Source organism: Billgrantia gudaonensis (assembly GCF_900100195.1).
GTDB classification, from domain to species: domain Bacteria; phylum Pseudomonadota; class Gammaproteobacteria; order Pseudomonadales; family Halomonadaceae; genus Halomonas; species Halomonas gudaonensis.
Genome location: NZ_FNES01000004.1, coordinates 319,242 through 337,350, shown reverse-complemented (window position 1 = coordinate 337,350; position 18,109 = coordinate 319,242). Strand labels below are relative to the sequence as shown.

Annotated in this window: 17 protein-coding genes; 13 read left to right on the top strand and 4 right to left on the bottom strand. The window is 66.4% G+C overall.

Features of this window, described 5'->3' with window-relative positions; translation table 11 throughout:
- The first annotated feature begins 79 nt into the window (after window positions 1-79).
- On the top strand, window positions 80-706 hold the full coding sequence (locus BLP96_RS07270) for a LysE family translocator (RefSeq protein ID WP_176761482.1): 627 nt from the start codon (window positions 80-82) through the stop codon (window positions 704-706).
- Window positions 707-711: 5 nt separating this feature from the next.
- On the opposite strand, the gene BLP96_RS07265 is transcribed toward BLP96_RS07270, so the two are convergent.
- From BLP96_RS07265 to BLP96_RS07255, 3 genes are read right to left on the bottom strand one after another with little or no spacing between them, the layout of a single operon-like run.
- A complete protein-coding gene (locus tag BLP96_RS07265) occupies window positions 712-2,109 on the bottom strand; it encodes a bifunctional DedA family/phosphatase PAP2 family protein (RefSeq protein WP_089684579.1) in 1,398 nt (465 codons plus the stop codon).
- Between the two features lie 33 nt (window positions 2,110-2,142).
- Window positions 2,143-3,075 carry a diguanylate cyclase domain-containing protein gene (locus BLP96_RS07260; RefSeq protein WP_089684577.1) on the bottom strand — a complete coding sequence of 311 codons (933 nt, stop codon included), beginning with the start codon at window positions 3,073-3,075 and terminating at the stop codon, window positions 2,143-2,145.
- Window positions 3,068-3,931, bottom strand: a complete 864-nt coding sequence (locus BLP96_RS07255) for a hypothetical protein (RefSeq protein WP_089684575.1) — start codon at window positions 3,929-3,931, stop codon at window positions 3,068-3,070. Before BLP96_RS07255 ends, BLP96_RS07260 begins: the two co-directional genes overlap by 8 nt.
- 95 nt (window positions 3,932-4,026) lie before the next feature.
- On the opposite strand from BLP96_RS07255, the gene BLP96_RS07250 reads away from it, so the two are divergent.
- From BLP96_RS07250 to lipB, 11 genes are all read left to right on the top strand, one after another.
- Complete coding sequence (locus BLP96_RS07250; RefSeq protein WP_089684573.1) at window positions 4,027-5,331, top strand: glutamate-5-semialdehyde dehydrogenase; 1,305 nt, start codon at window positions 4,027-4,029, stop codon at window positions 5,329-5,331.
- 5 nt (window positions 5,332-5,336) lie between these two features.
- Entirely contained in the window at window positions 5,337-5,996 is a 660-nt protein-coding gene (gene nadD, locus BLP96_RS07245; RefSeq protein ID WP_089684571.1) for a nicotinate-nucleotide adenylyltransferase, read from the top strand.
- Window positions 5,997-6,063: 67 nt separating this feature from the next.
- On the top strand, window positions 6,064-6,441 hold the full coding sequence (rsfS, locus tag BLP96_RS07240) for a ribosome silencing factor (RefSeq protein ID WP_089684567.1): 378 nt from the start codon (window positions 6,064-6,066) through the stop codon (window positions 6,439-6,441).
- The gene (gene rlmH / locus BLP96_RS07235; protein ID WP_089684566.1) at window positions 6,438-6,905 is read left to right on the top strand and encodes a 23S rRNA (pseudouridine(1915)-N(3))-methyltransferase RlmH; all 468 of its coding nucleotides are present in this window, start codon (window positions 6,438-6,440) and stop codon (window positions 6,903-6,905) included. The genes rsfS and rlmH overlap by 4 nt, the downstream gene beginning before the upstream one ends.
- Before the next feature lie 42 nt (window positions 6,906-6,947).
- Complete coding sequence (gene mrdA / locus BLP96_RS07230) at window positions 6,948-8,858, top strand: penicillin-binding protein 2 (protein ID WP_089684711.1); 1,911 nt, start codon at window positions 6,948-6,950, stop codon at window positions 8,856-8,858.
- A 3-nt stretch (window positions 8,859-8,861) separates the two neighbouring features.
- A complete protein-coding gene (gene rodA / locus BLP96_RS07225; RefSeq protein WP_089684564.1) occupies window positions 8,862-10,022 on the top strand; it encodes a rod shape-determining protein RodA in 1,161 nt (386 codons plus the stop codon).
- Window positions 10,023-10,066: 44 nt separating this feature from the next.
- The gene (gene mltB / locus BLP96_RS07220; RefSeq protein ID WP_089684562.1) at window positions 10,067-11,131 is read left to right on the top strand and encodes a lytic murein transglycosylase B; all 1,065 of its coding nucleotides are present in this window, start codon (window positions 10,067-10,069) and stop codon (window positions 11,129-11,131) included.
- A complete protein-coding gene (locus BLP96_RS07215) occupies window positions 11,128-12,105 on the top strand; it encodes a septal ring lytic transglycosylase RlpA family protein (RefSeq protein ID WP_089684560.1) in 978 nt (325 codons plus the stop codon). Before mltB ends, BLP96_RS07215 begins: the two co-directional genes overlap by 4 nt.
- Before the next feature lie 96 nt (window positions 12,106-12,201).
- A complete protein-coding gene (locus tag BLP96_RS07210) occupies window positions 12,202-13,344 on the top strand; it encodes a D-alanyl-D-alanine carboxypeptidase family protein (RefSeq protein WP_245682195.1) in 1,143 nt (380 codons plus the stop codon).
- Window positions 13,344-13,652, top strand: a complete 309-nt coding sequence (locus tag BLP96_RS07205) for an HP0495 family protein (protein ID WP_089684709.1) — start codon at window positions 13,344-13,346, stop codon at window positions 13,650-13,652. The genes BLP96_RS07210 and BLP96_RS07205 overlap by 1 nt, the downstream gene beginning before the upstream one ends.
- Window positions 13,652-14,326, top strand: a complete 675-nt coding sequence (gene lipB / locus BLP96_RS07200) for a lipoyl(octanoyl) transferase LipB (protein ID WP_089684557.1) — start codon at window positions 13,652-13,654, stop codon at window positions 14,324-14,326. Before BLP96_RS07205 ends, lipB begins: the two co-directional genes overlap by 1 nt.
- On the opposite strand, the gene lipA is transcribed toward lipB, so the two are convergent.
- On the bottom strand, window positions 14,313-15,368 hold the full coding sequence (gene lipA / locus BLP96_RS07195) for a lipoyl synthase (protein WP_089684555.1): 1,056 nt from the start codon (window positions 15,366-15,368) through the stop codon (window positions 14,313-14,315). The genes lipB and lipA overlap by 14 nt on opposite strands.
- A 338-nt stretch (window positions 15,369-15,706) precedes the next feature.
- Here lipA and BLP96_RS07190 point away from each other — a divergent pair, with 338 nt between their 5' ends.
- Window positions 15,707-18,109: a DUF3141 domain-containing protein gene (locus tag BLP96_RS07190; protein WP_089684553.1), complete on the top strand. Its 2,403-nt coding sequence runs from the start codon at window positions 15,707-15,709 to the stop codon at window positions 18,107-18,109.

Sequence of the window (18,109 nt, the reverse complement as noted above, 5' to 3'; positions counted from 1 at the left end):
CGTTGCCACCATGCCGGTGTCATGCAGCGATGGTATGCTGTGTGGTTCCTGAACCTTCCAGGGATGGAGAATGGCGACGATGTTGCAGCTGTCGATGCTTTCGGTCTTCGTGCCGACCTTCCTGCTCGTTTCGCTCACCCCGGGGATGTGCATGACGCTCTCCATGGTGCTGGGCATGACGCAGGGCGTGCGTCGCACCCTGTGGATGATGGCCGGGGAGCTCGCCGGCGTGGGGCTGGTGGCCGCCTCGGCCGGGGCCGGCGTGGCCACGCTGATGCTGCGCCAGCCGGCGCTGTTCGCCATGTTCAAATGGGTGGGCGGAGCCTATCTTGGCTATCTGGGCATCATGATGTGGCGTTCGCGCGGGCGCATGGCGATCCCACTGACCCTGGACCGCGATGCTTCCCCGGTCGCCCGCGGTCAACTGGCCCTGCAGGGGTTCGTGACGGCCGTTGCCAATCCCAAGGGTTGGGCGTTCTTCGTCGCCTTGCTGCCCCCCTTCCTGGAAGCTTCACGCCCCTTGGCGCCCCAACTGGTCATGCTGGTGGCGGTGATTCTGGTGATCGAGTTTCTCGCCCTGATGCTCTACGCCAGCGGCGGACGCACCCTGCGCCGGCTGCTGGGCGAGAGCGGCAACGTGCGGCTGCTCAATCGCGTGGCGGGTTCGTTGATGGTGGGGGTGGGGATATGGCTGGCGCTGGGGTGACCTGGCTAGGCTAGCGGCAGCCAAACCACACGGACCGTGGCCAGCAGCAGCGAGGCGAGCAGCAGCCACGTCCAGGGGCAGGGGGCGAGAGAGGCGCGCGGGCGTCGCTGCCAGGCAAGCTGCACCAGCGCGCATGCCACCAGGCCCAGCAGGGCTCCGCCGACCACGTCGCTCAGCCAGTGCACGCCGAGCGTCAGGCGCGACAGGGCCATGGGCAGGGCCAGGAGGATGGCGGCCCAGTAGGGCCAGAAGCGCTGCCGGTGGGGTAGTTCGCTGGCCACGAAAGCGGCCACGGTGCCGAGCAGCACCACGGTCGTGGAGGTATGGGCACTGGGATAGGCCAGAGAGTCGGCCAGGTGCTCCGGGGCGAAGGGGCGCGCCCGGCCGATCAGTTCCTTGCTCAGGACGTTGAGCAGTGCGATGCCCATCAGGCCGGCAGCACCATGCGTCAGTGCGTCCAGCCGACGGCGGGCCAGCAGCCATATCGCCCAGGGCAGAATCAGCGCCACTATGCCGTAACGATCGCCGAGCCGCGCCAGCACCTCGCTGCCGGTGCGTAGCCAGGGCGTATCGAGTGCTTGGAACAGCGCCTGCACCGCCAGATCCGTCTCCAGCGGGCCATCGTGGTGAATGACCAGGATCGTCCAGCCGGAAAGCCCGCCCAGCGAGAGCACCAGCAGCAGCCAGATGCCGAGCGGTACCTCCCCGTGTTCGCTCTGGTCCAGCCACAGGCGGCGCAGCAGAGGATAGCGACGCGCTCCGCTCAGCAGCAAGCGGTAGAGTCGGCCAGAGCGACTGACCTGCTGGCGCAGCCAGGAGAACGTCACGGCCAGCGAGATCACCAAGATCCCCAGTATGATCAGCCAGCGTTCCAGGCCCGGCGGCACGTCCAGGCGCCGCTGCCAGGCCTGGCCGAGCAGGTAGCCCGGCAGCACGTAGGCGGGTGCCCACAGGGCCGCCGATGCCAGATTGGCCCAGGTGAAGGTGCGCGGTCGCATGTGGAGCATGCCGGCGGTCAGCGGAATGACCGGCCGCACCGGGCCGACGAAACGCCCCAGGAACACCGAAAAGCTGCCGTAGCGCTGGAAGAAACGAGCTCCCAGGGCGAGCCATTCCGGGTGGTGCGAGAACGGCCAATGCTGCGTCACGCGCCCGCGCAGCCTGTAGCCCAGCGCAAAGCTCACGCCATCGCCGGTGACGGCGCCGACAAAGGCTGCCAGGAGTACCGCAGGAATCGACAGTTCCTGATGGCCGGCCAGTGAGGCGGCGGCGGTCATCAGCACCACGCCCGGCACCAGTAGTCCCACCATGGCCAGGGATTCGATCATGGCGATGGCGCCGATGATCAGCAGCAGCATGCCGGGGGAGGGGGTCAACTGGTAGAGAGTGGCGGTGAGGCTCAAGCGGCGGCTCCGAAGCGGCAGTGAAACGGTTTCCTACTGCGTTTCCAGGCGTTGGGTCAGATCCTGCAGTCGACGGCGGAAGCGCTGCCAGTCTTCGCCGGGAAGGCGTTGACATAGCCCCATGCGTGAGCGTAGCGGACCGGTATCCACCAGCACCACCGGCTCCAGAGCCTGGAGAATGCGCTGCTGCACGAGCTGTGCGCCGCTTTCGCTGGTGTCGGGCAATACCAGCCAGAAGGTCGAGAGCGTCTGGCGTCCCAGGAAGTCGTGGCGACGCGAGCAGCGACGGACCTCGCGACACAGGGTGTCGAGCAGAGCCTGGCGGGCGCGACTGCCGAACTGTTCGTTGGCCATCTCCACCTGGGGCAGATGGATCACCACGATCGCCAGTGACTGATGCAACAACTCGGTGCGCTGGAATTCGCTGTCGAGATGGGCATGCAGGCCGTCGCTGGAGAGCGCTTGGCAATCTCTGTCGCGAGGGTCGGTGGCCAGCATCAGGGCGCGTTGTCGTCGCTGCTCCCACAGAGCCAGTGGCACCAGCGCCATCGACGCCAGGTAGGCCAGGGAAAGGTCGCTGAACGGCGGAGCTCCGCACAGCAGCAGCCAGGCCGGGGCCAAGGCGACATTGAGCGTCAGCGCCGGCATCAACGGCAGCAGGAGTGCCGACAGCACCGGGGCCAGGCCCACCCATAGCGTAGCGGACTCCTCCAGCCACGGCAGCTCCAGAGCCAACAGCAGGTAGCCGGCGATGAGCGCAAGGTAGGCGGGCAGACGCGGGTGGTTGACGACGGCCAGGCGCAGTACGGCGGCCACCAGCATCAGCAGGCCCAGCAGTGCGGGAAGCAGGATGCGAGCATAGTGGCCCATCAGATAATGCCATGCGGCATAACTGGCCAGCAGCAGGGCTCCCGTGACATAGGCGAGAGCGAAACGTCCCGCCGTGTTGGGGGCGTTCTCATCCATGCTCGAACTCCCGGCCGACGGCAGGCGTCACAGGCTGGCGCTGGAAATCGGCCAGCGGGGTCTCGAGGTCATCGGTCGTCGCCAGCGACATGAAGCGGGTCTTGCGTGGCGTCGGCAGAGTGTCCATCAGCGCTGCTCTGCGCTGGCTGGCCTGGTCGTCATCGCGGCTGAGCAGCAGGGCGGCCAGGGTGCGCGAGTCGAGGCGATAGCAGCTTTCGAAGTCATATAGTTGGTGGCACAGCATGCGTGCCGTCGCCCACAGTTGGTGGCGCGGCACCTCGAGCAACAGCAGCTCGCCATGCACGCCTTCGCGTTGGCAGCGGGCACGTTCGCGGGGAAGGTCCTCGGTCAGCTGGTGTGCCGACCACAGTGGCAGTCCCGGTACCAGGCGGACCCGTTGACGGACCACCGGTTGCTGCGTCTGATGGCGACGCGCCATGGCGATGGCCGTCAGCACGCCCAGTGCTAGCCCGGCGAACACCGCCTGGAAGGGTCCGAGCAGCGGATAGAGCGTCCACCAGGAAACGCCCGCCAGGCACAGGTTGACGGCCAGCGTCCAGGTGGGTTGCGGCATCAACAGTACGGCCGGCCATAGCCAGAGCCACAGCGCGAAGCGTTCCGGCGCCGTCCAGAGCACCCCGGTGAGCAGCAGGCCGGGCAGCAGTTGCCAAGGCAACATGCCGGGCCGACGGTGGCTGAATTCGAGCAGTGCTGCCGTCAGCGTCAGCCAGAGGACGCCCAGCCACAGCAGCAGCGCATCGGCCAGCTGCGGCTGGCGGGAAGCGATGAGGGCCAGCAGCAGGGCTCCGGCCAGCAGATTGAGGCGCATCAGCCCGACTTTGTACTTGCTTTGCATGGTGCCTTACTATGAATGGTCCCATTGCAGGACGGTCTGCCCACAGTATAACGACCAAAGCGCGCTTTGCGCTTTGGCCAGGAGAGCCACAACGCATGTCAGTTCCCGTTTCTCGACCCGAAGGTAACGCTGCCGGTGATGGTGGCGATGTCGTCGCCTACATGAACCGACTCGGGCAGGCCGCACGTGATGCTGCCGCGCACATGCGTCGCGCGCCTACCGCCACGAAGAATGCCGCCCTGTTGGCCATGGCCGCCAGGCTCGAGCAGGGGCGAGGCGAGGTGCTGGCCGCCAATGCGCGGGATGTGCATCACGGCCGCGCGGCGGGACTCGATGCGGCCCTTCTCGATCGTCTCGCTCTCGATGATGCCCGTATCGATGCCATGGTGGAAGGGCTGAAGCAGGTGGCCGCTCTGCCCGACCCGGTGGGTGAGATCGATGGTTTGAGGGCGCGTCCTAGCGGTATCCAGGTGGGGCGGATGCGAGTGCCCCTGGGTGTGATCGGTATCATCTACGAATCGCGCCCCAACGTCACCCTGGAAGCGGCGAGCCTGTGCCTCAAGTCCGGCAATGCCGCCATCCTGCGCGGCGGCTCCGAGGCGCGAGAGTCGAATGCCGCGATCGCCACCTGCCTCGCGGCGGGACTCGCCGAGGCTGGGCTGCCGGCGGCGGCCGTGCAGGTGGTGGCGACCACCGACCGTGAGGCGGTGGGGCGCTTGATCGCCATGCCCGAGTACGTCGACGTGATCATTCCTCGCGGCGGCAAGTCGTTGATCGAGCGTATCGCCCGTGAAGCGCGAGTGCCGGTGATCAAGCACCTCGACGGCGTCTGTCACGTCTATGTCGATGCCACTGCCGATCCCGAGAAGGCGCTGGCGATCGCGGTGAATGCCAAGACCCACCGCTACGGTACGTGCAATACCATGGAGACGCTGCTCGTCGATGCCCCGGTGGCCGAAGCTCTGCTGCCGCAGCTGGCCGTTGCCTACGGCGAACATGGCGTCGAACTGCGAGGCTGCGAGCGCACTCGTGCGATCCTGCCCGATTGCGAGCCGGCCGAGGAGAGCGACTGGCATGCCGAGTACCTGGCGCCGCTGCTGGCCATCCGCGTCGTGGATGGCATCGAGGCGGCCATCGCCCACATCGAGCGCTACGGCTCTCATCACACCGACGCCATCGTCACCGAGAACTATGGGCTGGCACGGCGTTTTCTGGCCGAGGTCGATTCCAGTTCGGTGATGGTCAATGCGTCGACCCGCTTCGCCGATGGTTTCGAATATGGGCTGGGTGCGGAGATCGGCATCTCCACCGACAAGCTGCACGTCCGCGGCCCCGTGGGCCTCGAAGGGCTGACGACGTGCAAGTACGTGGTACTCGGTGACGGACAGGTGCGTCAGTGAGCGAAATGTCCCATCGGGCGTCGCCGCGTATCGGCATGCTGGGCGGCACCTTCGACCCGGTTCATCTGGGGCACTTGCGCAGTGCCGTGGAACTGAGCGAGGCGCTGTCGCTCGATCGTCTCCACCTGGTTCCCGCTGCCATGCCGCCGCTGCGTGGGGAGCCTCGCGTCTCGCCCGAAGAGCGCCTCGCCCTGCTGCGTCTGGGCATCGGCGACACCCCGGGTCTCGTCGCCGATCCGCGGGAGCTGGCGCGCGACGGCCCTTCGTACAGCGCCGACACCCTGGCCAGCCTGCGCGAGGAGTCGGGTAGCGAGGCGCGACTGGTCATGGCGCTGGGTCATGATGCGTTCCTGCGGCTCGCCGACTGGCATGCCCCCGAACGGCTCTTCGAGCTCGCCCACGTGGTGGTGATCGATCGCCCCGACCATGAGGCGCCGCTGCCACGGGCGCTGGAGGCATTGATTCGCGGACGCGAAGCAGCGCATGCCGAAGCGCTCATGGCGCAGCCGGCCGGAGGGCTGTTGCGGCTGACGCTGCCGACGCGCATGGCGATTTCCGCCACCGCGGTGCGACGTCGCCTGGCGGAACGACGCAGCGTGCGCTATCTGCTGCCGGAAGCCGTGGAAGCTCGGATCCTCGAATGCGACCTCTATCGGCACCATTGACCGCTGCCAGTGGCTCGGCAAGACGCTACAATGGACGCCGATCCGGACTTCCCATCGACGAGGGGCTATGCACAACCATTCGCACACCACGGAATCCCTGAAAGCGCTGGTGCTCGATGCACTGGAGTCGCTCAAGGCCAAGGACGTGGCCACTCTGGACGTCTCGCGGTTGACCAGCGTCACCGACGTGATGGTCGTGGCCAGCGGCACTTCCACTCGTCACGTGGCGGCGCTGGCCGAGCGTGTCATCCAAGAGGCCAAGGAACACGGCCTCCAGCCGCTGGGTGTCGAGGGACGGGCCGGGGCCGACTGGGTGCTCGTCGATCTCGGCGACCTGGTGGTGCACGTGATGCTCGACGAGACCCGCCAGCTGTACGACCTCGAACGCCTGTGGGCCGACCTGCCCAGCGATGCCGACGTCGGCGGTCGGCAAGGTGGCCTATGAAGGTCCGCCTGCTGGCGGTGGGAACGCGCATGCCTGGCTGGGTGACCGAAGGCGTCGAGACTTATCGCCGACGTCTGCCCCGCGACTTCGCTCTGGATGTCGAGGAGATATCTCCGGGATCGCGTGGCAAGAACGCCGACGTGACGAAGGCCGTGTCCCTGGAGGGGCGTCGGCTTCGCGAGCGCCTGCGGGGTGACGAACTCACGGTGGCGCTGGAGGAGGGGGGGCAGGCATGGAGCACCCGACGCCTGGCACGAGAGGCCGAGGAGTGGCGTCTCGAAGGGCGCGACGTGGCACTGCTGGTGGGGGGGGCCGATGGGCTCGACCCCGCGCTTAGTGCTGCCGCCGACCGGCGCTGGTCGCTGTCGCCGTTGACCTTGCCGCATCCCCTGGTCAGGGTCATCGTCGCCGAGCAGCTCTATCGCGCCTGGACGCTGTTGGTGGGCCACCCCTACCACCGCTGATGGCGGTGCTTCTGAAACGACGGTTCGAGGTCAATGACCGGCATGCGTCTTCGCCGTGACACTCTCAAGAATCCCCAGCAAGAGCTGCGCATCTTTCGGTCTCGCTCGCTGCTGGCGGCGCTGGTGGTCACCACGCTGACCGGCCTGCTGATGGGGCGATTGGGTTACCTTCAGGTGGTTCAGCACGAGGTCTATACCACGCGCTCGGAGAAGAACCGCGTGCGTGTCGAACCGTTGCCGCCCACTCGCGGACTGATCCATGATCGCAACGGCGTACTGCTGGCCGACAACCGGCCCACCTACAATCTGATGCTGATCCGCGAGCGGGTCGAGGATGTCGACGCCACTCTGCGGCAACTGGAAGAGTTGCTGGAGCTGTCGGAAGAGGAAGCCGACGCCATTCGCGTGCGCGCCGGCCAGCGCCAGCGGCCCTTTCAGCCGGCGCTGCTGCTGAGCGATCTCGACGAGGATCAGATCGCCAGGTTGGCGGTCAACCGCCATCGCCTGCCCGGCGTCGAGGTGGAAGCGCAACTGTTGCGCTACTATCCCGATGCCGAGATCATGGCCCATGCTCTGGGCTACGTGGGGCGCATCAACGCCGAAGAACTGAAGTCGCTGGATGCGGGGCGCTATGCCGGCACGCACTTCATCGGCAAGACCGGCGTGGAGCGCTACTACGAGGACTTGCTGCACGGCCAGGCGGGATTGCGCAAGGTAGAGACCAACGCCCGCGGACGCGTGCTGCAGGAGCTGGGCCGTACCGACCCCGTACCCGGCAAGGACTTGACGCTGACCCTCGACAAGGAGCTGCAGACACTCGCTTACGAGCTGCTCGAGGAGCGTCGGGGTTCCATCGTCGCCATCGCACCCCAGACCGGCGAGATCCTGGCCATGGTGTCGGCGCCCGGCTTCGACAGCAACCGGTTCGTCACGGGCATCGACGTCAGTACCTATCGCGGCCTGCAGGAAGATCTCGACCTGCCGCTGTTCAATCGTGCCATTCGTGGCCACTACCCGCCGGGTTCGACGATCAAGCCGTTCCTGGCCCTGGCCGGTCTGGCCGAAGGCGAGATCACCCCGGAGGAGACCATCTACGATCCCGGCTACTTCCAGTTGCCCAACGATTCGCGGCGCTACCGGAACTGGCTGCGCTGGGGGCATGGACGCGTCGACCTGGAGCGCTCCATCGCCGTTTCCAACAACACCTACTACTATTCCCTGGCCCATGAGCTGGGCATCGATCGTTTGCATGAACGCATGAGTGCGCTGGGCTTCGGGCAGCGGGTGGCGCACGATGTTCAGGGCGAGAGCCCGGGACTCATGCCTTCGCGGGAGTGGAAGCGCGGACGTTTCGATCAGCCCTGGTACCCCGGCGAGACGCTGTCGGTAGGCATCGGTCAGGGCTACTGGCAGGTCACTCCGCTGCAGCTGGCTACGGCCACTGCGGTACTCGCCAATCGCGGCGAGTGGGTCAAGCCGCGCCTGGCCCGGCGCATCGGCGATGAACCCGTGCCCGTAGAGCTGCCCGAGACTCCGCCCGACATCACCGTGGAGAACGATGACTGGTGGGATCGCATCTTTTCCGGCATGGAGAAGGTCGTCAGCGGCCATGAAGGTACGGCCCGGCGCACCGGGGAAGGGCTCGAGTATCGCATGGGCGGCAAGTCGGGCACGGCACAGGTTTTTTCGCTGGGCCAGGATCAACGCTATGACGCCGAGGAACTCGCCGAACGCTTGCGAGACCATGCGCTGTTCGTCGCTTTCGCTCCCCTCGAGGATCCCGAGATCGCGGTGGCCGTCATCGTCGAGAATGCCGGTGGCGGCAGCGCTCACGCCGCTCATCTGGCGCGGGCCATGACCGATGCCTGGCTGCTGGAGGAAGAAGAGGTGCCCGATGTCGACGAGCTGCGTGAAACGATGGAAACCGACGACGGTAGCGTGGCGGGGAACTGACGCATGGCGATGAGCTACTTGAGCCGACGGCTGCGGGGCTACCCGGTGCGTCCCCCGAACAGTGGCATGACGCGCCGCAAGCGCTTCTGGGAGCGCATCCATATCGATCCTTGGCTGCTGATCCTGCTGCTGGTGCTGATGACGGCGGGACTGGGCGTACTCTACAGTGCCAGTGGGCAGCGTCTGGAGACGGTGATCGCCCAGGCAACGCGCTTCATGGTGGCCATTGGCGTGCTCGTGGTGCTGGCTCAGGTGTCGCCGGCCACGCTGTTGCGCTGGACTCCCCTGGCCTACGTCATGGGCCTGCTGATGTTGGTCGCCGTGGAGCTGGTGGGCGACATGGGCATGGGAGCGCAGCGCTGGCTGGTGATTCCTGGCGTGATCCGCTTTCAGCCCTCGGAGCTGATGAAGCTCGCCATGCCGATGATGGTCGCCGCCTGGCTGAGCCGGCACGAGCTGCCGCCGCGGTTGCGTGACGTGGCCATCTGCGCCCTCATCATCGGGGGCCCCGTGGTGCTGATCGCCAAGCAGCCGGACCTGGGTACGTCGTTGCTGGTGGCCTCGGCGGGGGTTTTCGCGGTGTTGCTTGCCGGCCTTTCCTGGCGTTTCATCCTCGCCCTGGGCATGATGGCGGCGGCGGCTTTGCCACTGCTGTGGATGAACCTGCACGATTACCAGCGTCAGCGCGTGTTGACCTTCCTCCATCCCGACAGCGATCCGCTGGGATCGGGGTGGAACATCATCCAGTCGACCACGGCCATCGGCAGCGGCGGGCTATGGGGCAAGGGATGGCTGGAGGGCACTCAGTCGCAGTTGGAGTTCCTGCCCGAGCGCCATACCGACTTCATCGTCGCGGTGCTCGGCGAGGAGTTCGGCCTGGTCGGCATGCTGGTGGTGCTGATGGTGTATCTGCTGATCGTCATGCGCGGGCTGTGGCTGGCCGCCACGGCACACGATACCTTCGGGCGCCTGGTGGGTGGGGCCATCATTCTGACGTTCTTCATCTACGTCTTCGTCAACGTGGGCATGGTCAGCGGCATCCTGCCGGTGGTCGGCGTGCCGTTGCCCCTAGTGAGTTTCGGCGGCACCTCCAGCGTGACCTTGATGGCGGGTTTCGGTATTCTCATGTCCATTCACGGACACCGCCGATTCCTGCCGCGCTGAGCGTAGTCGCAGTCGGTGGCTTCCCTTCCAGGAGTGGCAAACGCATGATGCCAGCGGGCAGATGGAACAAAGGCGTCGTCGTCGGCGCGGTGGTTCTGACCCTGTGGGGGACCTCTTCGCTCTCGGTTGCCGGTGAGTTCGATCCGGTGAGTCACGATGGCGCCCGTAGCCTGGTCGAGGAACTCGGTGGTCGCGGCCTCGAGCGAGACTGGGTCGCCGCGGCCCTGCGCCGGGCCGTGCTGCAGCCGGGAGTGCTGGAGGCGATGGCCGGCGCGGCCGAAAGGCATCTTCGCTGGGACGAATATCGGGCCATCTTCCTGACGCCCGAACGCATCGCCCAGGGTGTGGCCTTCATCGATGCCCATGCACGGGCCTTCGAGCGGGCCGAGGCGGTCTACGGCGTGCCACCGGAGGTCATTGCGGCGATCATCGGCGTCGAGACGGCCTATGGTCGCCATACCGGTCGCCACCGCGTGCTCGACTCCCTGGCGACGCTGGCTTTCGAGCACCCCTCGCGAGGCGACTTCTTCCGCGGTGAGTTGGCCGCCTTTCTGGAGATCACCCACGAGCAAGAGGTCGATCCGGGCAGCATCGACGGGTCCTACGCCGGGGCAATGGGCTATCCGCAGTTCATACCCACCAGCTACCGTGCCTATGCCGTGGACTTCGACGGCGATGGCCAGCGCGACCTTTGGGCCAATCCCGTCGACGCCATCGGCAGCGTGGGCAACTATTTCGCCGAGCACGGCTGGCAATCCGGTGCGCCGATCTACCATGAGGCCGAAGGGCCACGGGTGCCGCCCGATGCGATCGCATTCAATCGCACGACGACGCCCTATGCGCACATGGCGGAATTGCGAGAGGCTGGAGTGACCAGCGAAACGGCTCTTGGCGACGATCAGCGGGTCATTCCCCTGGCGCTGCAAACCGACGAAACCGCCTGGCGCTATCGCCTGGGGCGAGACAATTTCCATGTGATCACGCGGTACAATCACAGTCATTTGTATGCGATGGCGGTGAGCGAGTTGGCCGAGGCGATCGAGTCGAGACGCGAGCTGGTGCCGCATCGGCTCGAAGTCACCCGCACCGAGCGTGAGGAGGACGCATGAGAATCGCGCTGATCGGTCTCGTCCTGATGTCGCTACTCGCAGGCTGTGCCGGTCGCGGGGGAACTCAGCCGGCCGTGGACCGCGACGGCGCCGAGCCGGCGTCCAACGGCGGGCGCTACGCCCTCAGCGGCGATGCCTATCCCGAAGAGCCGCCCGACGTCAGCGAGATTCCCGATGCCGTGCCGCGCGTGGAGCCGCCGTCAGCGGGCGGCAACCGTGAGACCTACCGAGTGTGGGGCAAGACCTATCACGTGCTGCCCGACGCCCGCGGCTATGCCCGCGAAGGCACGGCCTCCTGGTATGGCGAGAAGTTTCATGGCTACGCCACCTCCAATGGCGAGATCTACGACATGTACAAGATGAGCGCCGCCCATCGCTCGTTGCCGCTGCCCAGTTACGTCAGAGTGACCAGCCGCGACAACGGACGCTCGGTGATCGTGCGCGTCAACGATCGCGGCCCCTTCCACAGCGACCGCGAGATCGATCTTTCCTATGCCGCCGCCGCACGGCTGGGTTTCCTGGAGCAGGGTACCGGGCGAGTGACCGTGGAGGCCATCGACCCGGCCGAGTGGCTGGCGGAGAATCGGCCCGATGAACAGAAGTCCCGCGAGCAGGCGGCTCCGGCGCGCGACGACGGTCAGGCCCCGGTCCAAACCGTGGCGACCCAGCCCGAAGCGGTGAGGACATCGTCAGCGACGAGCGCCGATGCACGCGAAACGCGCCAGGAGGGCAGCTCCGTGGAAGGCCGTCCCCTGTATCTGCAAGTGGCTGCGCTCGGCTCGGCAGACAATGCCCGTCAGCTCAAGGTGCAGCTCGAGGATGAGCTATCGCACCCGGTGCGGGTCACCAGTGGCGCCGGCGTGCACCGAGTCCAGGTCGGCCCACTGGCCCATGCCGATCAGGTCGCTCCGGCCCGCGACGAGCTTCGACGTGCCGGTTTTTCCCAGAGTTTCATCGTCAAGGATGCCGATTGACGGTGCTCGTTTTCCCTGAACCCCAATGACGTCAAGAGACCAAGCCCAATGAGAGTGCCGATCCCCGTTTTCCGCCCATGGCTGCTGCTGAGTCTGATGCTGTTCGCTTCCCAGGTGCTGGCTCAATCGGTGCCGGTGCCCCAGACGATGATCCCGGCGCCACCCCAGCTGGCTGCCACGTCGTGGATACTCATGGATGCCGACAGCGGTCGTGTGCTGGCCGAACACGATGCCGATGAGCGCTTGCCGCCGGCCAGCCTGACCAAGCTGATGACGGCCTACCTGGTGGAACGCGAGCTCGATCGTGGCAACATCCAGCCCGACGACACGGTACCCGTCAGCGAACAGGCCTGGCGCACGGGTGGCTCGAAGATGTTCATCGAAGTCGACACCCTGGTGTCGGTGGCGGACCTACTCAAGGGGATCATCGTCGTCTCGGGCAACGATGCCAGCGTGGCGGTCGCCGAGTACCTGGCCGGGGGCGAGCGCCCCTTTGCCGACATGATGAACCAGCATGCGTCTCGCCTGGGCATGCACAACACCAACTTCGTCAATGCCACCGGGCTGCCCGACGAGAACCACTATTCGTCGGCGCGCGATCTCGCCCTGCTGTCGGAACACATCATCAACGACTATCCGGCCCACTACGCCACCTACGCCCAGAAGGAGTTCACCTACGCCGATATCACTCAGCCCAACCGCAACCGCCTGTTGTGGCGTGACCCCAGCGTCGACGGTCTCAAGACCGGGTGGACCGAGGAGGCAGGCTACTGCCTGGTGGCCTCGGCCGAGCGCGACGAGATGCGGCTGATCTCGGTGGTGATGGGAACCAGCTCGGAAGAGGCGCGCGCCCAGGAGACCCAGAAGCTGCTCAGCTACGGATTCCGCTATTACGAGACGCTGCGTCTCTACGACCAGGGCGCCGTGCTCACCTCACCGCGCGTCTGGGGCGGCGAGAAGAACGAGCTGCGCGTCGGCGTCGACGAGGACGTGCACATGACGGTGCCGCGCTCGCGCAACGAGGAACTGGGTGCCCGTCTCGACATCCGTGCCGACCTCACGGCTCCGGTCGCGGCCGGAGAGGAAGTGGGCACGCTGCAGGTGATGCTGGGTGAAGAGGTGGTCGGCGAGCAGCCGCTAGTGGCTCTGGAGAGCATCGCCGAGGGCGGCCTTTTCAAGCGCCTCTTCGATCAGGTCCAGCGCTTCTTCAGCAACCTCTACGATGAATGGTTCGGATGATGAGCGATCGACGCCTGCGTGATCTGCGTGGCTCGGTGCGCCCCTCGCGCCCGGCGGCCAAGATCACCTTTCCGTGCGACTACCCGATCAAGGTGGTGGGCGACGCCGCCGACGATTTCGCCGCCACCGTCTGCCAGGTGGTGGTACGCCACGATGCCACCTTCGATGCGTCGTCGCTAGAGGTGGTGGACAGTCGCAACGGCCGTTTCCAGTCCGTGCGCCTGACCCTGCGTGCCACCGGCGAGGCGCAGCTCAAGGCCCTGTTCGCCGAGCTGAAGGCGACCGGCCGCGTGCACATGGTGGTGTGATGACGGCCGACAGCCCGTTGCCCATCGAACTGCATCGTCTTGGCCGGCGCCGCTACGAGCCGGTGTGGCAGGCGATGCGCGAACTCACCGACACGCGAGATGCCGACACGCCCGACCAGTTCTGGTTGGTGGAGCACGAGCCGGTGTTCACCCAGGGGCAGGCCGGCAAGCCCGAGCACCTGCTGATGCCGGGCGACATTCCGGTGGTGCAGACCGACCGCGGCGGCCAGGTCACCTTCCATGGGCCGGGACAGGTGGTGCTCTATCCGTTGCTCGACGTTCGCCGTGCCCGACTCGGGGTGCGCGACCTGGTGAGCGCCATCGAGAATGCGGTGATCGCGCTGCTCGCCGAGCAGGGCGTGGCGGCTCGGGCGCGTCCCGACGCACCCGGGGTCTACGTGGGGGAGGCCAAGATCGCCTCGCTGGGGCTGCGCATTCGTCGCGGGGCGAGCTTCCACGGCGTGGCGCTCAACGTCGACGGCGACCTCTCGCCGTTCTCGCGCATCAATCCCTGCGGCCATGCCGGTCTGGCGATGACGCGGCTGGCTGATCTGGCGAGCGACTGTCCCGGCGTCGAGGCGGTGGGGGAGACGCTGGCAGTCTGTCTGGCCCGTGAACTGGGGCGCGAACTGCGCCCCGCACGCGTGGAGCGCGAGCCGATCAGCCCACGTTGATGGCGTCGATGCGGTTCGGGTCCGGCGCCTGGCCCGGTATCTCGGCGGGAGCGGCCAGGCCCAGGTTGTTCTTCTCGAACACCCGGTCGGCGCGATAGCTGGAGCGTACCAACGGCCCCGAGGCGACCTCCATGAACCCTTTCTCCAGGCCGAGCTGGCGATAGCGTTCGAACTCCTCGGGGCTGACCCAGCGTTCCACCGGGAGGTGGTTGCGGGTGGGGCGCAGGTACTGGCCGAGGGTGACGATATCCACGCCGATGGCACGCAGGTCGTCGAAGGTGGCCAGTATCTCCTCATCGCTCTCGCCGAGACCCAGCATCAGGCTGGTCTTGGTCAACACCGCGGGCTTGTAGGCCTTGGCGTGGGCGAGTACGTCGAGGGTCTTGCGATAGCCGGCCCGTGGGTCGCGCACCCGGCGCGTCAGGCGCTCCACGGTCTCGACGTTCTGTGCGAACACCTCCAGGCCGGAGTCCACCACCCGCTCGATGGCGGCCGGGTCGCCGTCGAAATCGGGAGTCAGCGCTTCCACGACCACGTGGGGGGTATTGGCCTTGATGGCGCGGATGCAGTCGGCATAGTGACCGGCGCCGCCGTCGTCGAGATCGTCACGGTCCACCGACGTGAGGACCACGTAGCGCAGCCCCATCAGCTCCACCGACTCGGCGGTATTGGCCGGCTCTTCGGCATCCAGCCAGCCGCCGGGATTGCCGGTATCCACGGCACAAAAGCGGCAGGCGCGGGTGCATACCGAGCCCATCAGCATGATGGTGGCGGTGCCGTTGCTCCAGCATTCGCCCATGTTGGGGCAGTGGGACTCGGCGCACACCGTGCTCAGGCGATGCTCCTTGACGTTGCGCTTGACCGCCTCGAAACGCTCGCCACCGGGAATCTGGGCGCGCAGCCACTTGGGCTTGCGCCCCGGTTCTCCGCTGCCCCCGGCCGATGGCTTGCCCTGCTTGATGCCATCCTTGATGGCGGAAAAGCCGTGTTCGGTGCGGAACTTTTCGCCGCTGGGGATGCGCTTTTCGGTGTCCTCGCTCATAGGGTGAGCCTCTCCACTCGGCGTTTGCCGGACCATGCCGCAGCGGGCACGGTGGGCCGATTGATACGTTGGTCGCAGGCCGTCAATCTACCACATTCGCCGCTGGGCGGCACAGGGGCTTGCCGCGCCAGGCAAGGGCGCGGCGCGTCGTGAATGGGCGAGCACGAAGCCGTGTCATGCGCAGGAAAATGCAGCGCCATGAAAAAAAATCGATGTCAGGGGGCTGCGAACCCGACGGAGAGGGCGTATCCTGAGAATGTTGCAATGCAACATTCCCACTCGTCGGCGGACTTCCGCGCCACCGACGAGCCATGGAGCCTTGAACCATGGAGTCGAACATGAATCCCCTGATGCCGATACCGCCTGCCCAGGCACTGCCGTTTCTGGATCCGTTCGGTTTCGGCCGCGCCGCCTTCGACTACTGGCGAGATGCCGTCGAACGCAGCGTGCTCTACATGGACGTGATGCGCCAGCGCGGCAACCAGTACCTGGAGCACATCGAGAAGACCAAGCCCAACGTCCTCGGTTTCGAGGCCGAGGTGGTGATGGACGGCCGCCAACTGCCGCGGCCGGTCAACTACGAGCTGCTGCGCATCCTGCCGCCCGAGGGCGTGGAGGTCGACCTGCAGGCCAGGCCCTTCGTGGTCGTGGACCCGCGTGCCGGCCACGGTCCCGGCATCGGCGGCTTCAAGCCGGACAGCGAAGTCGGCGTCGCACTGCGAGCTGGGCATCCCTGCTATTTCATCGGCTTTCTGCCGTTCCCCGAGCCGGGCCAGACGGTGGAGGACGTCGTGGAGGCGGAAATCGCCTTCCTGCGCCACGTCGTGGCCAGTCATCCCGAGAGCTCCGAGAAGCCCATGGTGGTGGGCAACTGCCAGGCAGGCTGGCAGATCATGATGGCCGCCGCCCTGGAGCCGGAGGCATTCGGCCCCATCCTGATCGCTGGGGCGCCGCTCTCCTACTGGGCGGGGGAACGCGGGCATGCACCGATGCGCTACTCCGGCGGTGTGACCGGTGGCAGCTGGCTCACCGCTCTGGTCAGTGACATCGGCAGCGGGCTCTTCGATGGCGCCTGGCTGGTACAGAACTTCGAGCGCCTGAACCCGGCCAATACCTGGTGGGACAAGCAGTATCGACTCTACGCCCAGGTGGACAGCGAGGCCGAGCGCTACCTCGATTTCGAGCGCTGGTGGGGCGGCCACGTGGTGCTCGGCGGCGAAGAGATTCAGTACATCGTCGACAACCTGTTCATCGGCAACCGTCTCTCCACGGCCCAACTGGTGACCTCGGATGGCCGGCGCATCGATCTGCGCAACGTGCGCTCACCGGTGGTGGTGTTCTGCTCTCGAGGCGACGACATCACGCCTCCGCCCCAGGCGCTGGGCTGGATTCGCGACCTCTACGAAGATGCCGACGACGTCATTGCCAGTGGGCAGACCATCGTCTACTGCGTGCACGATACCACTGGCCATCTGGGCATCTTCGTGTCGGGCAGCGTGTCGCGCAAGGAGCACACCGAGTTCACGGCCAACATCGACTACATCGACGTTCTGCCGCCCGGGCTCTACGAAACCACGGTGTCGAGTGCCGCCGAGCGCAGCGACGCCGATCTCATCGAGCGCGACTACCTGCTGGAGTTCAAGCCGCGTTCCATCGAAGGGCTCAATCGCGAAATCCAGCATCGCGACGACGACGATACCCGGTTCGCCACGGTGGCGCGGGTTTCGCAGATCAACATGGGCATCTATCGGCTCTTCGTCCAACCCTGGATACGGGCGGTGATGACGCCGGAGGCCTCGCGCTGGATTCGCCGCATGCATCCCATCCGGCTGGGCTACAAGCTGCTCTCCGATCGCAATCCGCTGTCGGTGCCGCTGCCGGTATTGGCCGACTGGGTCCGCCAGGACCGCCATCCGGTGGCAGAAGACAACCCGTTTCGCGTCTTCGAACGCGCCGCTTCGAACCAGGTCTCTCGAAACCTCGATGCCTGGCGAGTATTGCGCGATCAGAGTACCGAGCACCTCTTCCTGCATGTCTACGGTCAGCCGCTGCTGCAGGCCATGGTGGGACTTTATGGCGATGCCTATGCGCAGCGTCGCCGACCGGGCCGCGAGCCGGAACACCTGCGTTTCCTCGAACAGCGTCATGCCGAGCTCGAGGGGCGCATTGCCAAGGGGGGCAGCCATGCAGCGGTGATGCGCTCGGTGATTCATGTGCTGGGGGGCTCGCCCACCACCGACGAGCGCAACTTCAAGCGTCTGCGGGCCTCGCGTGCCGAGCTGGAACCCGGCAGTACCCTGGCCGACTTCAAGGGGTTGGTGCGCGAACAGTTCTTCATTCTCAAGCACTACCGCGAAGCGGCACTGGCCGCCATTCCTGCACTGCTGCGCGGTGACAGCGTCGAGGCGATCGAGGGCCATCTGGCACACATCGATCACGTCCTCGCCGCCAGCGGTGGTCTGTCGGAGCACGCGCGCCGTCGTTACGACCACATCAAGGCCCTGTTCTTGCAGGCGCTCGAGTCAGCCGCACCTCGCGAGTGCCCGGAAGCCCTGGCCGAGGTGCACGGCGAACTCGAGAGCGGCGCCCGCGCCCAGATCGTGGCTCGAGGCGAAGTCGAGCGTCTGCTCGATCAATGGAGGGTGCCGGTCGCCGAAGGAAGGGCGGAGAGTGCCGAAGACGAGGAGGCCGTCAGCGAGGCGCGCAAGCCGCCGACCCGGCGCCGACCACGCAAGCGCTGA

Excerpts from the sequence above, each read along its gene's own strand:
- BLP96_RS07210 (WP_245682195.1), top strand. The coding sequence starts at position 12,202 with ATGCTGTTCGCTTCCCAGGTGCTGGCTCAATCGGTGCCGGTGCCCCAG.
- BLP96_RS07255 (WP_089684575.1), bottom strand. The coding sequence starts at position 3,931 with ATGCAAAGCAAGTACAAAGTCGGGCTGATGCGCCTCAATCTGCTGGCC.
- BLP96_RS07260 (WP_089684577.1), bottom strand. The coding sequence starts at position 3,075 with ATGGATGAGAACGCCCCCAACACGGCGGGACGTTTCGCTCTCGCCTAT.
- rodA (WP_089684564.1), top strand. The coding sequence starts at position 8,862 with ATGGCGATGAGCTACTTGAGCCGACGGCTGCGGGGCTACCCGGTGCGT.
- nadD (WP_089684571.1), top strand. The coding sequence starts at position 5,337 with ATGTCCCATCGGGCGTCGCCGCGTATCGGCATGCTGGGCGGCACCTTC.
- BLP96_RS07190 (WP_089684553.1), top strand. The coding sequence starts at position 15,707 with ATGAATCCCCTGATGCCGATACCGCCTGCCCAGGCACTGCCGTTTCTG.
- mrdA (WP_089684711.1), top strand. The coding sequence starts at position 6,948 with ATGCGTCTTCGCCGTGACACTCTCAAGAATCCCCAGCAAGAGCTGCGC.
- lipA (WP_089684555.1), bottom strand. The coding sequence starts at position 15,368 with ATGAGCGAGGACACCGAAAAGCGCATCCCCAGCGGCGAAAAGTTCCGC.
- rsfS (WP_089684567.1), top strand. The coding sequence starts at position 6,064 with ATGCACAACCATTCGCACACCACGGAATCCCTGAAAGCGCTGGTGCTC.
- BLP96_RS07205 (WP_089684709.1), top strand. The coding sequence starts at position 13,344 with ATGAGCGATCGACGCCTGCGTGATCTGCGTGGCTCGGTGCGCCCCTCG.
- BLP96_RS07250 (WP_089684573.1), top strand. The coding sequence starts at position 4,027 with ATGTCAGTTCCCGTTTCTCGACCCGAAGGTAACGCTGCCGGTGATGGT.
- BLP96_RS07215 (WP_089684560.1), top strand. The coding sequence starts at position 11,128 with ATGAGAATCGCGCTGATCGGTCTCGTCCTGATGTCGCTACTCGCAGGC.
- BLP96_RS07270 (WP_176761482.1), top strand. The coding sequence starts at position 80 with ATGTTGCAGCTGTCGATGCTTTCGGTCTTCGTGCCGACCTTCCTGCTC.
- lipB (WP_089684557.1), top strand. The coding sequence starts at position 13,652 with ATGACGGCCGACAGCCCGTTGCCCATCGAACTGCATCGTCTTGGCCGG.
- rlmH (WP_089684566.1), top strand. The coding sequence starts at position 6,438 with ATGAAGGTCCGCCTGCTGGCGGTGGGAACGCGCATGCCTGGCTGGGTG.
- mltB (WP_089684562.1), top strand. The coding sequence starts at position 10,067 with ATGATGCCAGCGGGCAGATGGAACAAAGGCGTCGTCGTCGGCGCGGTG.